The organism is Bradyrhizobium sp. LB8.2 (assembly GCF_040548035.1).
GTDB lineage: Bacteria > Pseudomonadota > Alphaproteobacteria > Rhizobiales > Xanthobacteraceae > Bradyrhizobium.
Genome location: NZ_JBEPQV010000011.1, coordinates 178,242 through 191,908, shown reverse-complemented (window position 1 = coordinate 191,908; position 13,667 = coordinate 178,242). Strand labels below are relative to the sequence as shown.

14 protein-coding genes are annotated in these 13,667 nt (G+C 64.6%); 8 read left to right on the top strand and 6 right to left on the bottom strand.

All coding sequences use genetic code 11. From position 1 onward, the window contains the following. Positions 1-182 precede the first annotated feature (182 nt). A complete protein-coding gene (locus ABIB06_RS16385) occupies positions 183-1,532 on the bottom strand; it encodes a TadE/TadG family type IV pilus assembly protein (protein WP_247353126.1) in 1,350 nt (449 codons plus the stop codon). Between the two features lie 136 nt (positions 1,533-1,668). On the opposite strand from ABIB06_RS16385, the gene ABIB06_RS16380 reads away from it, so the two are divergent. Then, a complete protein-coding gene (locus ABIB06_RS16380) occupies positions 1,669-2,079 on the top strand; it encodes a (deoxy)nucleoside triphosphate pyrophosphohydrolase (RefSeq protein ID WP_247353124.1) in 411 nt (136 codons plus the stop codon). A gap of 137 nt (positions 2,080-2,216) precedes the next feature. Here ABIB06_RS16380 and ABIB06_RS16375 read toward each other — a convergent pair whose 3' ends face one another. Further along, positions 2,217-3,065, bottom strand: a complete 849-nt coding sequence (locus tag ABIB06_RS16375) for a methyltransferase domain-containing protein (RefSeq protein ID WP_247353122.1) — start codon at positions 3,063-3,065, stop codon at positions 2,217-2,219. Positions 3,066-3,208: 143 nt separating this feature from the next. Here ABIB06_RS16375 and ABIB06_RS16370 point away from each other — a divergent pair, with 143 nt between their 5' ends. The 4 genes from ABIB06_RS16370 to ABIB06_RS16355 are packed head-to-tail and all read left to right on the top strand — an operon-like array spanning position 3,209 to position 5,680. Next, on the top strand, positions 3,209-4,003 hold the full coding sequence (locus tag ABIB06_RS16370) for a ComF family protein (protein WP_247353121.1): 795 nt from the start codon (positions 3,209-3,211) through the stop codon (positions 4,001-4,003). 47 nt (positions 4,004-4,050) lie between these two features. Further along, positions 4,051-4,326, top strand: a complete 276-nt coding sequence (gene grxC / locus ABIB06_RS16365; protein WP_247353119.1) for a glutaredoxin 3 — start codon at positions 4,051-4,053, stop codon at positions 4,324-4,326. Then, the gene (locus ABIB06_RS16360; protein WP_247353118.1) at positions 4,323-5,201 is read left to right on the top strand and encodes a carbon-nitrogen hydrolase family protein; all 879 of its coding nucleotides are present in this window, start codon (positions 4,323-4,325) and stop codon (positions 5,199-5,201) included. Before grxC ends, ABIB06_RS16360 begins: the two co-directional genes overlap by 4 nt. Beyond that, positions 5,198-5,680 carry a DUF1178 family protein gene (locus tag ABIB06_RS16355; RefSeq protein ID WP_247353116.1) on the top strand — a complete coding sequence of 161 codons (483 nt, stop codon included), beginning with the start codon at positions 5,198-5,200 and terminating at the stop codon, positions 5,678-5,680. The genes ABIB06_RS16360 and ABIB06_RS16355 overlap by 4 nt, the downstream gene beginning before the upstream one ends. Here the strand turns inward: ABIB06_RS16355 and ABIB06_RS16350 are convergent. The 3 genes from ABIB06_RS16350 to ABIB06_RS16340 form a co-directional block, all read right to left on the bottom strand. After that, the gene (locus ABIB06_RS16350; protein ID WP_247353114.1) at positions 5,677-6,576 is read right to left on the bottom strand and encodes an EamA family transporter; all 900 of its coding nucleotides are present in this window, start codon (positions 6,574-6,576) and stop codon (positions 5,677-5,679) included. The genes ABIB06_RS16355 and ABIB06_RS16350 overlap by 4 nt on opposite strands. A 172-nt stretch (positions 6,577-6,748) precedes the next feature. Beyond that, positions 6,749-7,522, bottom strand: coding sequence for a bifunctional 2-polyprenyl-6-hydroxyphenol methylase/3-demethylubiquinol 3-O-methyltransferase UbiG (gene ubiG / locus ABIB06_RS16345; protein WP_247353113.1), 774 nt, complete (start codon positions 7,520-7,522; stop codon positions 6,749-6,751). 14 nt (positions 7,523-7,536) lie between these two features. Continuing rightward, entirely contained in the window at positions 7,537-8,004 is a 468-nt protein-coding gene (locus ABIB06_RS16340; protein ID WP_247353127.1) for a PH domain-containing protein, read from the bottom strand. Positions 8,005-8,152: 148 nt separating this feature from the next. On the opposite strand from ABIB06_RS16340, the gene ABIB06_RS16335 reads away from it, so the two are divergent. From ABIB06_RS16335 to prfA, 3 genes are all read left to right on the top strand, one after another. Next, entirely contained in the window at positions 8,153-9,409 is a 1,257-nt protein-coding gene (locus ABIB06_RS16335; RefSeq protein ID WP_354049669.1) for an aspartate kinase, read from the top strand. 282 nt (positions 9,410-9,691) lie between these two features. Continuing rightward, complete coding sequence (ptsP, locus tag ABIB06_RS16330; RefSeq protein ID WP_247353110.1) at positions 9,692-11,959, top strand: phosphoenolpyruvate--protein phosphotransferase; 2,268 nt, start codon at positions 9,692-9,694, stop codon at positions 11,957-11,959. A gap of 57 nt (positions 11,960-12,016) precedes the next feature. Next, the gene (prfA, locus tag ABIB06_RS16325) at positions 12,017-13,102 is read left to right on the top strand and encodes a peptide chain release factor 1 (RefSeq protein ID WP_247353109.1); all 1,086 of its coding nucleotides are present in this window, start codon (positions 12,017-12,019) and stop codon (positions 13,100-13,102) included. Positions 13,103-13,137: 35 nt separating this feature from the next. Here the strand turns inward: prfA and ABIB06_RS16320 are convergent, their stop codons facing one another. Next, positions 13,138-13,551 carry a MarR family winged helix-turn-helix transcriptional regulator gene (locus ABIB06_RS16320; RefSeq protein WP_502916553.1) on the bottom strand — a complete coding sequence of 138 codons (414 nt, stop codon included), beginning with the start codon at positions 13,549-13,551 and terminating at the stop codon, positions 13,138-13,140. Positions 13,552-13,667 lie beyond the last annotated feature (116 nt).

The following is a 13,667-nucleotide window of genomic DNA, read 5'->3' as shown; positions in this document are numbered from 1 at the left end:
ATGGCAAGCCGGGACCAAAAACCATGCGCTTGGGGCTCGAAGCCCTCCAGCGCATCAAATTTGGCGCCTCACTGCGAATGGCCGATGTGTGAATCCGATAGCCGTTCTTGCGGGGTGAGGGGCCGCTGCCGCATCGACGCTGACAACCGGACTCGCGGAGAGTCCCTCTCACCCGGATCAAATCACCCCGAGATCCGTGCGTCCGCGAGCGCCTTCCGGAACAGAGCGTTCATCGCGTCCGAAATGCCCTGGGTGGGGCTAACCTCGAAATAGAATCCTGGCGAAGCGCAGCTCTCCATGTTCTGCGCGATCTCGCTGTTCGGGGACGGCCCCCATGTCCCGGCGTTGAAGGGCGCGATCCAGTCCTTGTACCAGCTGTCAGTAGGAGGCTGATACGTTGTGTACAGCACCGCGACCTTGATACCGCGGTTCTTCAACGTCGTGCACAGCGCGGGATTGATAGGTGACTGACAGCGCGGCGCTATGTTTCCCCAATTCTTATTGTACATCGTCTTCAGGCAAGAGGCATTGCTTTCATCGGCGACGCCGTCCGATACAAAAAACAAATACTTCAGGGGGGCGGAAGATGTGCCGACTCCCGGCGAGGCGATTGCGCTATTGATTGCGGGAAAGATGGCGGTGAAGGGAGTATCCTTATCGGCAGTAAAAGCGTCATTCTGACCGGCGACCGACATCAGGTCGATGTTTCCCGCCGCAGTCTTGGCGGACGTCAGGCTCGACGAGAGCGAAAACAGATTTCTCAATCCGATCGTCGCTGACGCAGCGCCGAAATCGTAGATCGCCATCCTGAACTGGTTCGTGTAGGTCTGCGTGTTCCGGGCTGTGTCCATCAAGTTCGCGCTCGCCTGGCGCACCACGTCGATTCGGGTAGTGATGCCATTTGCTTTGGCAATGTCGTAGTTGCTTGTGCCGGCCTTCTTGGAGGTGTCGTGACACGCGAATGCGCATCCACCGGTCTTTGCCTGCAAATTCGTTATGTCGGTCGGTGTCGCTGCGACACCCATCGACGGAGAATTGTCCAACAGGAGATAGAAGTCGATATAGAGCGGCATGTTGGCCGTGGCCGTGGAAGTGCCCGACATCGCCACCGTGCTCTTGCCGATCACGCCGAGAAACATCGTGTTGATGGTCGCGGAAAAATTGACCGTCGAGGTTACCGTGGAGCCAGTCTTTGAGACGACCGGCGTCACGCTGGTGAGCGTGTATCCGTTCTGATTTGCCCGGTTGGCGTCGAAGATGTTCTTAGCGTCGGTGACTCCGGCCGCAATGGATCCGTCCGCCATCATGGTGCCAGCCGCGAGGTACGCCGGCGAATTCTTGGCAATCGAACCGACGCTGGCGGCGTCCGCCGCAGCCTGCAGCTTGGATCTGATCTGCGTCGCCCGCGAATAGTCGATCCCGCAGCCGACCGCGGTGATCAGCGGGACGCAGGTCAGCGCGAAGATCACTGCGATATTGCCGCGTTGATCGAGACCGAACCGTTGGAGAATTGTGCGAAGCGCGGCACGCATAGGTGGGGATCCCGGAATCTGAGCTTTTCCACTCTAGGAACCGTCGATTAAATATGACTTATGGAGACCTCGGAAACCGGGCCGTAACGGGTTAACGGACCGTTACGGATGATCTTCAGCGAGCGACATTCCAGGCATGGCCGATCTCAAACTGACACTGGTGGTGGCCTGCGCGCTTGTCGATGCCGACAAGCGCGTCCTGATCGCGCAGCGCCCGGAGGGCAAGACGCTGGCCGGCCTCTGGGAATTTCCCGGCGGCAAATGTGAACCCGGCGAGCGGCCGGAGCAGAGCCTGATCCGCGAGCTCCACGAGGAGCTCGGCATCACCGTCGCCGAACCCTGCCTGGCCCCGCTGACCTTTGCGAGCCACGGCTACGAGACCTTTCATCTGTTGATGCCGCTCTTCATCTGCCGGCGCTGGGAAGGCATTGTGACGGCGCGCGAGGGCCAGAATCTCGCCTGGGTTCGCTCCAACAAGTTGCGCGACTATCCCATGCCGCCAGCGGACATTCCGCTGATCCCGCATCTGATTGATCTGCTGATGTGAGGCCGCGCTGGTGCCCCGGACGCAGCGCAGCGCTCCTTCAGCGATGCGCTGCTGAGCCGGGGCCCATGCTTGCCGCAGGGCTGGGTCCCGGCTCTGCGCAGCAGCGTAAGAACGCTGCAGCGCGTCCGGGACACACGTCACTCCTTCCCCGCCTTCTTCACCGCCTCCGCCAGGCTCGCCTTCGCCGACCCCGGCTTCAGCGGCTGCTGCTGGCTCGCATGCGGGGCCCAGCCCGAGAGCCAGATGATGTCGAATGTCGCGCGAATGCGGCCGTCGGCATCGGCAAAGCGTTCGGCATAAATCTCGGCCATCCGCAGCAGCGTCGCGCGCCGCGATAACGTGCGGCGCCGCTCGATCAGCACATTGGCCGCGCCCATGCGGCGGAGATCCTGCATCAGCGCGAATGCATTGGCGTAACGCACCACGACGCGGTCGACATCGGTGACCGGCAGCGCAAAGCCTGCCCGCTGCAACAGCGCGCCGATGTCGCGCAAGTCAGCGAACGGCACCACGCGCGGCGACACGCCGCCTTCGCATTCAGCTTCCGCCGCGGCGAACGCCTGCCGCAGCTCGGTCAGGCTGTCGCCACCGATCATCGCGGCGAGCAGCAGACCATCCGGCTTGAGCGCACGACGGATTTGCGCGAGCACGCCCGGCAGGTCGTTGACGAATTGCAGCGCCAGCGCCGACACGACGAGGTCGAGGCTCTCCGGTGCAAAGGGAAGTGTCTCCATACCCGCTGCGTCGAGCGCGATCCGCTCGACGCAAGGCAGTCGCGAGCGCAACGCCGCAAGTCCCTCGCCGGGCGTCCAGAGATCGGCTCCCGCGTGAAACTCGCGCATCACAGCAGCCAGCCGGTCCGACATGTCCTCGGCGACCCGATCGAGCAGGAAGGTGACCTCGCCCTGCGTCTGCGCGCGCCGCTGCCGCGCATGCAGCAAGGCGCGATCGAACAGAGCGGGCGGGGTCTGGGAGGGCTGAGCCATGCCGCTGGTTACGCCGATCCAAGTCGTTCTGGCAATCGCCTCTGTTCTGTCCCGGACGCGGTGCGGCACGCAGTGACGCTCCGCAGAGCCGGCGCACGAGAGTGCTGCTTGAGCCGACAAGCGCGGAACGCTAGCTTCTCCCCATGGACGCCTCCGCCCCTTCCCGCTCGCTCTCCGGACCCTTGCGGGCCGCATGGACGGCCGGCCGCCATGCCCTGTCGCGTGCGGCGCGGCTCGCGCTCGACATCGCGCTGCCGACCTTGTGTGTGTCCTGCCGCGAGCCAGTCGATGGCGAGGGCGTGTGCGCGGCCTGCTGGGCGCGGCTGTCGTTCATCGAACGGCCCTACTGCCCGCGGCTCGGCATTCCCTTTGTGTATGACCCCGGCCCCGACATGCTGTCGATGGAGGCGATCGCGAGCCCACCGGCCTACCAGCGGGCGCGCGCCGCGGTACGTTATGACGACGTCGCGCGCACCCTGGTGCATGCGCTGAAATACCAGGACCGCACGGATTTGGCGCCCGCCATGGGCCGCTGGATGGCGCGCGCGGGCGGCGAACTGCTCAGCCAAGCCAATATGCTGGTGCCTGTTCCCCTGCATTGGCGAAGGGCCTGGCGCCGCCGCTACAACCAGTCCGGGGCACTGGCGCGGATCGTCGAGAGGCAGAGCGGGGTGAAAGTGAAGGCCGAGATGCTGCGCCGGGTACGCGCCACCGAGCAACAGATCGGCCTGTCGCGGGCCCAGCGCGCCACCAATGTGCAGGGCGCATTCCAGGTATCGCCCGACCGTCAGGCGGAGGTCCAAGGTCGGCGCATTGTCCTCATCGACGACGTCCTGACCTCGGGTGCGACGCTGGATGCCTGCGCGCGGGCCCTGCTCCGCGCCAAGGCGGCCCAAGTGGACGTGCTGGTCTTTGCCCGGGTTGTCGAGAGCCGGTGAAGTCCCATATAATTCAATGAATTCATGACATGAGAGCGCCAGACAACATGACCGCTGCTGTGGAGATCTACACGAGGCCGGGCTGCGGCTATTGTTCCGCCGCCAGGTCGCTGCTGACCCGCAAGAAGGCAACCTTCACGGAGTTCGATATCGCCAAGAACCCGTCCTGGCGCCAAGAGATGTACGATCGCGCCGGCGAGGGTACGACCTTCCCGCAGATCTGGATCGGCGGAACCCATGTTGGGGGCTGCGACGAACTCTATGCGCTCGACCGCGGCGGCAAGCTCGACGGCATGCTTGAAGATGTGAAGGCGGAGTCATGAACGAGATCGGGACCTTCACCGCGGCCATGGTGCAGATGCGCACCGGCCTGATGCCCGAGCCGAGCCTCGCGCAGGCCACCAAACTGATCCGGCAGGCTGCGGCCAATGGCGCCGACTACGTGCAGACGCCCGAAGTCAGCAACATGATGCAGGTCAACCGCAAGGCGCTGTTCGAGCACCTCCAAAGCGAAAACGACGACCACTCGCTGAGGACCTACCGGGCGCTCGCGGCGGAGCTGAAAATCCACATCCATGTCGGCTCGCTGGCGCTGCGCTTCTCAGAGGAGAAAGCGGTCAACCGCTCCTTCCTGATCGGGCCCGAGGGCAGTGTGCTCGCGAGCTACGACAAGATCCACATGTTCGACATCGAGCTGCCGGACGGCGAGAGTTATCGCGAATCCGCCAATTACCAGCCGGGCGAGACCGCCGTGATCTCCGACCTGCCCTGGGGCCGCGTCGGGCTGACGATCTGCTACGACGTGCGCTTCCCCGCGCTCTACCGCGCGCTGGCCGAGAGCGGCGCATACTTCATCACGGTGCCCTCGGCCTTCACCCGCAAGACCGGTGAAGCGCATTGGCACGTGCTGCTGCGTGCACGCGCGATCGAGACCGGCTGTTTCATCTTCGCCGCCGCGCAGGCCGGCCTGCATGAGAACAAGCGCGAGACCTATGGCCATTCGCTGATCATCGATCCCTGGGGCGAGATCCTCGCCGAGGGCGATGTCGAGCCGGGCATCATCATGGCCAGGATCGATCCGGCCAAGGTCGAGACCGCGCGCCGCGCAATCCCCTCGCTCCAGCACGGCCGCCGCTTCGGCGTCGCCGATCCCAAGGCGGGGCCGGACCATCTGCACCTCGTGCGGGGATCGGCATGATCCGCTACGCGCTCCACTGCGACCGAAACCACGACTTCGAAAGTTGGTTCCAGAGCTCGTCGGCATACGATTCGCAGGTGAAGCGCAAGCTCGTGACCTGTCCGATCTGCGGCTCGGCCAGGATCAACAAAGCGATCATGGCGCCTCGCATCGTCGGCAAGAAAGGCCGCGGACCCGCGACGCCGCCCCCGGAGCCCGTGGCTGCGACCACGCCCGAGGCTACACTGTCCGGACCGACCTCGCTGATGATGGCGCAGGAGAAGGAGCTTCGCACCAAGCTCAAAGAGCTGCGCGATCACATCGTGAAAAACGCCGACAATGTCGGCGAGCGTTTTGCGAACGAGGCCCGCGCGATGCATTACGGCGACAAGGAGCACCGTCCGATCTACGGCGAGGCTTCGCCCGACGAAGCCAAGTCGCTGATCGACGAAGGCATCGAGGTGTCGCCGCTGCCGACGCTGCCGGAAGACCGGAACTAAACCGCCACCAGCACCGCCACGCCGACCACGATCAGCCCGATGCCAAGAATCTCACGTGCCGCGATTGGCTGCTTGAACGAGTAATACGCCACGGCCTGCGCGAACAGCACCTCGATCAGAGCGAGCGTGCGGACGTTGGCGGCGGCCGTCAGCGCGAAGGCGAGGAACCAGAACTGCGAGGCGAACGCGCCCATGAAGCCCGCGAGCAGCGATGGCTTCCACAGCCCCAAAATCGCCTGAAGCACCTTCGGCGCGCGCCAAAGCAGATAGATCGTCAGGATCAGCGTCTGCACGAACAGGCCGAGCACCAGCGTGAACGATGCTGCCGTCACAAAGGATACGCCGGGCACGTTGATGATGGCGCCGCGGAAACCGACCGCTGACAACGCGAACGCCGCCGCGGCGACCAGACCGGTGATGGTCGGCTTGAGTTCGGCAAAACTCTTCTCAGCGCCGGGCCGCAGCGCGGTGACGACGACGCCGATGGTCGCGATCACGATCGCCAGCACCTTGAGCCAAGTCAGGTGATCGCCGAGGAAGACGAAGCCGAAGATCGCCGTCTGGATCGCCTCGGTCTTCAGGTAGGCCGTCGTCACCACGAAGGACCGGTCGTTCATCGCCAGCAACATCAGGCCGGTCGCCACGATCTGGCTGAGCGCGCCGAGCAGCAACCACGGCCAGAACACGGTCGGCGGCATGTCGAGATGATCGCCGGTCGCGACCAGCACCACGGCGAGAAACAGCAGCGAGAACGGGAAGCCGAACAGGAAGCGGATATTGGTCGCGCCCCAGGTCCCCAGCGGCTTCGTCAGCGACCGCTGCATCGCATTGCGCGCGACCTGGCCGAGCGCGGCAATGACGGTGAAGGGAATCCAGAGGCTGGCGATGGTGAACATGGGGAATGGCGAGTGGGTGAGAGAGGAAGTTGAGGCAACGTGCCGCTAGCGCTCAAGCAGGTCAATCACGCGGATGTCATGGGTGCGATGCTTGCGCGGCAAATTCAGTGTCGTCCTGGACAAGCGAAGCGCTGATCCAGGATGACGCCGAATGCTTGGAAGCGGCGTGGCCTCACACCATGCCTTCCGCCACGACCATGTAATTCACGTCGATGTCGGACGAAAGCGTCCATTTGTCGGCGAAGGGGCTGTAGACGACGCCGGTCTGTTCGGTGATGACGAGGCGGTTATCGAGCAGGTATTTCGTCAGCTCGTCGGGAGTGACGAACTTGTTCCACTCATGAGTGCCGCGCGGCAGCCAGCGCAGGACGTATTCGGCTCCGACGATGGCGAGCGCGAAGCTCTTCCAGTTCCTGTTCAGCGTCGAGACCACCATCAACCCGTTCGGCTTCAGCATCGCGGCGCAGCGCTTCAGGAAAACGCCGACATCGACGACGTGCTCGACCACCTCCATCGCCAGCACGATGTCGAATCGCTCGCGCGGGTCGATCTCTTCCACCGTGGTGCAGCGATAGTCGATCGACAGATGCGCCTTGTCGGCGTGCAGCTTCGCGGCGGCGATGTTGCTGACCGACGGATCGACGCCGATGACCTGCGCACCCAGGCGCGACAGCGGCTCGCACAACAGGCCGGCGCCGCAGCCGATGTCGAGCACGCGCAGGCCGCCGAGGCAGTTGAGGCTGCGCAAGTTGCGTTCGAACTTGCGGCAGGCCGCATCGCGGATGTAGCCGAGCCGCAGCGGGTTGATCCGGTGCAGCGGGGCCATCTTGCCGTTGGGGTCCCACCACTCGGCCGAGAGTTTTGAAAATTTCGCGATCTCGGCGGCGTCGACGGTCGAGCCCGGCGGCGGGCTTGCGGTAGCGGAAGTATCTTGCTGCATGCTCATCAGTAAGCGCGGTCCTACCGCGTGGTGATCGAACTACGGAAGGCGAGCGGTGAGGCGATGGTCCGGATGGTTTCGCGACCTTCCCCCACGCCATTGATGGTCACGTCGCCATAGTTGAGAATGCGTCCAAGAATGGTCTGATTCACATCGACGCTCTCGACCTTGTCCAGCGCCATCTCGAAAGTGCGGCGCTTGATGAACCCGGTCTTGTGCACAACTCGCAGGTTAGTGACGTCGGTCTCGGTGGTGAAGCGGTGGAACCAGCCCTTCAAGGTCCAGAACAGCGCCGCCAAGGCGACCACCCCCGAGGCGATGAGACACAGAATCACGAGCCCGTCGACCGCGGTTTGCCGTGACAGGACGAACAGGCCCAAGGCTGCGATCCATGCGAGGATGGCCGGAAAATAGAAGATCCAGTGCGCATTGGTCGAATACAGCACCCGCTCGCCCGGTTGCAGGATCTCATCGATATAGCGCGCCATAACCTCGATTAACCCATTGCCCGGATTGGCCCCGCAGGAACCCGCTTGCCCCCGGCCCCGCCCCTCTGTATACGCGCGGTCGGTATCGCAGGCACCCGTCCAGCGCGGGTCACCATACTTATCCTTATGAGGGAATGCACGCGTCGTCATGAGCCGCCTCGTGATGAAATTCGGCGGCACATCCGTCGCCAACATCGAACGTATCCGCAACGTCGCACGCCATGTGAAGCGTGAGGTCGACGCCGGCCATGAAGTGGCAGTGGTCGTCTCGGCGATGTCCGGTAAAACCAACGAGTTGGTGGCCTGGTGCACCGAGGCCTCGCCGATGCACGACGCGCGCGAATACGACGCCGTGGTCGCCTCGGGCGAACAGGTGACGTCCGGCCTGCTTGCCATCGCGCTTCAGGGCATGGGTATCCAGGCCCGCTCCTGGCAGGGCTGGCAGATCCCGATCAAGACCAGCGACGCCCATGCCTCGGCCCGGATCGAGGATATCGACGGCAACGAGATCATCAAGCGCTTCAGGGAGCGCAAGGAGGTCGCCGTAATCGCCGGCTTCCAGGGCATCAACCCCGAGACCAATCGCATCACCACGCTCGGCCGCGGCGGCTCCGACACCTCGGCTGTGGCGATCGCCGCCGCCGTCAAGGCGGACCGCTGCGACATCTATACCGACGTCGATGGTGTCTACACCACCGATCCGCGAATCGTGCCGAAGGCGCGCCGGCTCGACAAGATCGCGTTCGAAGACATGCTGGAACTGGCCTCCCAGGGCGCAAAAGTGCTCCAGGTCCGCTCGGTGGAACTCGGCATGGTCCACAACATGCCGATTTTCGTCCGATCGAGCTTCGACAAGCCCGAGGATATCGACCCGCATGCCAACCAGCCGCCCGGCACGCTGATCTGCAGCGAGGAGGAGATCATGGAAAGCCACGTCGTCACCGGCATCGCCTTTTCGAAGGACGAGGCCCAGATCTCGGTACGCCAGATCGAAGACAAGCCCGGCGTTGCGGCGTCGATCTTCGGCCCGCTCGCGGATGCCAACATCAACGTCGACATGATCGTGCAGAACGTCTCCGAGGACGGCAAGACCACCGACCTCACCTTCACGGTCCCGGCTGCCGACTACACAAGGGCCAAGGAGACGATCACCGCGGCCAAGAGCCAGATCAATTATGCCCGGCTCGACACCGCCACCGACGTCGCCAAGATCTCGGTGATCGGCAGCGGCATGCGCAGCCATGCCGGCGTCGCCGCCCAGGCATTTTCGGCCCTCGCCGGACGGAATATCAACATCCGGGCCATTACAACCTCCGAGATTAAATTCTCCGTCCTGATCGATACCGCCTATACCGAGCTTGCGGTGCGGACCCTGCACACGCTCTACGGTCTCGATCAGACATAGGCTAATTTTCTCTTAGCGGTCGCAGCAAACGCGAAGGTGTACACACCTTCGCGTTTGGCAGGCGTTTTGCTTGGCAAAACAAGCCCTAATTCGCTATACGGCGAAGAGGGTGGGCTGCCGCAAACTGTGCCCCAGTTGAGGCGGTGCTGATTCGGCTCAGGTGACGGCTCCAGCGGATCGGCTGGGCCGGCGCCGGACGAGCAAATTCGTTGTTTTTCTGGATTTCTGGGCGAGCCGCCGCGGGCCCTTCGGCCCCGGCAGACGGTGGAGGGTTGACGGCACATGCGGAGCGCGTCGGGAGGTCCCCGCGTCTTGTTGAGACGGCTCCGCGAAACCATGGCGGAGCAGGTCTCGGCCCAGGAGCGGCTGGACAAGATCGTGGTGCTGATCGCCGCCAATATGGTGGCCGAGGTGTGCTCGGTCTATGTGCTGCGCGTCGACAACACGCTCGAGCTCTATGCCACTGAAGGCCTCAACCGCGAGGCGGTGCACCACACCGTGCTGACGGCCCATGAGGGCCTGGTCGGGCTCGTCGCCAGCGAGGCGACCCCGCTCAATCTGAACGACGCACAGAGCCACCCGGCGTTCTCGTTCCGCCCCGAGACCGGCGAAGAAATCTATCACTCCTTCCTCGGCGTGCCGGTCCTGCGCGCCGGCAACACGCTCGGCGTGCTGGTGGTGCAGAACCGCGCCAAGCGCAATTATGTCGAGGAGGAGCTCGAGGCGCTCCAGACCACCGCGATGGTGCTGGCGGAGCTGATCGCCTCCGGCGAGCTGTCCGCGCTGGCCCAGCCCGGCCAGGAGCCCGCCGCGCGCCATTCGGCGCAGAAGGTCGGCGCCATCCTGTCGGAAGGCATCGCGCTCGGCCACGTCGTGCTGCACGAGCCGCGCGTCGTCATCAAGGACTACATCGCCGAGGACCTGCCCAAGGAGATCAAACGGCTCGACACCGCGCTCGCTAAGCTGCGCGCCGACCTCGATCGCATGCTGGAGCGCGGCGACGTCGCCGAGGGCGGCGAGCATCGCGAGGTGCTGGAAGCTTACCGCATGTTCGCCAACGACCAGGGCTGGTCGCACAAGCTGCACGAGGCGGTCGCCACCGGCCTCACGGCGGAAGCCGCCGTCGAGCGCGTGCAGTCCGACACCCGCGCGCGCATGCTGCGCTCGACCGATCCCTATTTGCGCGACCGGCTGCATGATCTCGAGGATCTCGGCTATCGCCTGATGCGGCAGCTGGTCGGCCAGGATCACGCGCCTTCACGTGAACAATTGCCCGACAACGCCATCGTCATCGCGCGCGCGATGGGCCCGGCGGCGCTGCTCGACTACGACCGCAAGCGCCTGCGCGGCATCGTGCTGGAGGAAGGCACCGCCAATTCCCACGTCTCGATCGTGGCGCGTGCGCTCGGCATTCCCGCGGTCGGCGAAGTGCCGAACGCACCTGGTATCGCCGATCCCGGCGACGCCATCATCGTCGACGGCACTTCCGGCTCGATCTATGTCCGTCCGTCGCAGGAGGTCGAGGCCGCCTTCGCCGAGCGCGTGCGCTTCCGCGCCCGCCGCCAGGCGCAATATCTGGCGCTGCGCGACCTGCCCTGCGTCACCAAAGACGGCCAGAAGGTCGAGCTGATGATCAATGCGGGTCTCGCCATCGACCTGCCGCATATCGAGGACACCGGCAGCGCCGGCATCGGCCTGTTCCGCACCGAGCTGCAATTCATGGTCGGCCAGAGCCTGCCGCGCACCAGCGACCAACTCGCGCTCTATCGTACCGTGCTGGATGCCGCCGGCACCAAACCCGTCACGTTCCGCACCCTCGACATCGGCGGCGACAAGGCGCTGCCTTATATGGAAGCGGTGATCGAGGAGAATCCCGCGCTCGGGTGGCGCGCGATCCGGCTCGGGCTCGACCGTCCCGGCCTGTTGCGCGGCCAGATCCGCGCGCTGCTGCGCGCCGGCGGCGGCCGTGCGCTGCGCATCATGTTCCCGATGATCTCGGAGGTCGGCGAATTCGATTCGGCGAAGGCGCTGGTCGAACGCGAGCTGACCTATCTGCGCCAGCATGGCCACACCCTGCCGGAGCGGATCGACATCGGCACCATGGTCGAGGTGCCGGCGCTGCTCTATCAGCTCGACGAGCTTCTGAAGAAGGTCGACTTCATTTCGGTCGGCTCCAACGATCTGTTCCAGTTCCTGTTCGCGGTCGACCGCGGCAACGCAAAGGTCGCCGGGCGCTTCGACACCATGTCGGCGCCGATCCTGCGTGCGTTGCGCGACATCGCGCGCAAGTCGCAAGCGGCAAAGAAATCGCTGTCGCTCTGCGGCGAGATGGCGTCGAAGCCGATCGGCGCGCTGGCGCTGATCGCGATGGGCTACCGCTCGCTATCGCTTTCGGCGACCGCGCTTGGCCCGGTCAAGGCGATGGTGATCGATCTCGACGCCAAGAAGGCCGAAGCGATGCTCGGCCCCTTGCTGGACGCCCCCGCCGGGAGCGTCTCGATCCGGCAGAAGCTGACGGAGTTTGCCGAGGCCGAAGGCCTGGCGTTGTAGCGGGCCTGTCGCCCCTTCCTGCCGCCTCGCCCTTTTCCGCATCTTGAGACTGAACCGATGTCGTCACTGCCCGAAGCCAAACTGGACGTCCTGCTCGCGCATCACGCCTCGCTCGAGGCCGAATCGCTCGGTCAGCTCGCCTCCGAACGCTATGTGCAGATCACGCGTGAACTCGCCGAGCTCACGCCACTGATCGAAGCGGTCAAGGCCTATCGTTCGGCCGTCAAGGAGCTCGCCGACACCGAGGCACTGATCGCCGATCCCGCGACCGATCCCGAGATGCGCGGCATGGCGGAAGCCGAGCGCGGTGAGTTGACGCCAAAGATCGAGGACCTGGTCCAGAATATCCGCCTCGCTCTGCTGCCCAAGGACGCCATGGACGACCGCAACGTGGTGCTGGAAATCCGCGCCGGCACCGGCGGCGACGAGGCCTCGCTGTTCGCCGGCGATCTGTTCCGGATGTACGAGCGGTTCGCGAGCCTTCAGGGCTGGAAGGTCGAGGTGATCTCGGCGAGCGAAGGCAGCGTCGGCGGATACAAGGAAATCATCGCCGAGGTGCAGGGCCGCGGCGCGTTCTCGAAGCTGAAATTCGAATCCGGCGTACATCGCGTGCAGCGCGTGCCCGACACCGAGACGCAGGGGCGCATTCACACATCCGCCGCGACCGTCGCCGTGATGCCGGAGGTCGAGGAGGTCGACATCGACATCAAGAACGACGATTTGCGCATCGAGACCATGCGCGCGGGAGGCGCCGGCGGCCAGCACGTCAACAAGACGGAATCGGCGATCCGCATCACCCACATCCCGACCGGCATCGTCGTGATGATGCAGGACAGCCGCTCGCAGCACAAGAATCGCGCCTCCGCCATGAACATCCTGCGCTCGCGCATCTACGACGCCGAGCAGCAGCGCGTCGATGCCGCCCGCTCGGCCGAGCGCAAGGAGAAGGTCGGGTCCGGAGATCGCAGCGAGCGCATTCGCACCTACAATTTTCCGCAAGGACGCGTCACCGATCACCGCATCAATTTGACGCTGTACAAGCTGCCGCAGGTGATTGCCGGAGAAGCGATCGGGGAACTGATCGACGCACTGACCACCGAGCACCAGGCCGCGCAGCTCGCCGCCCAAGGCGCGGCGGCGTGACCGGCGCCGCGGCCTGATCGGCCGAAGTCCCCCGCTCAGGACTGGCTCGATTGCCGGAATGATTTCAACAAGCGACTCAACGCCGGGCTCGCGGCGCGACGGAGCTCCTCGAGATTTTTCCTTGAGAGCGCCTGGAGTTTCTGCTCGCCTTTCCTCGTCAGCCTGAGATGAACACGCCTGGCGTCCTCGGGGTCAGTGACCCGGCCGACCAGTCCCAGCTTCGCCATGCGGTTGATCAGCTCGCCGGCCGAGTGGTGTCGTATCAGCAGAAATCGCGCGACGTCACCGACGGTCGCGGGACCCGGACGGACAAAGCCCTTGATACCAAGCAGCGCCTGATGCTGCTGCGGCGTCAATCCCTGCAGGTGTGCGGCCGCCTCACTGAACGCCAGGAAACTCCGGATTTGATAGCGGAACTGCGCAAGCGCCGCGTAGTCGGCCTCACGCATCGCGCCGCCCTTTGTGGACACAGCACGCGCCGGGCGTGTCGTCTGCCGCTTCGATGGAGCCATATCCTGCCTGCGACGTCGAGCCGGCCGATAGAACGAGCGGCCTCACCGAGACT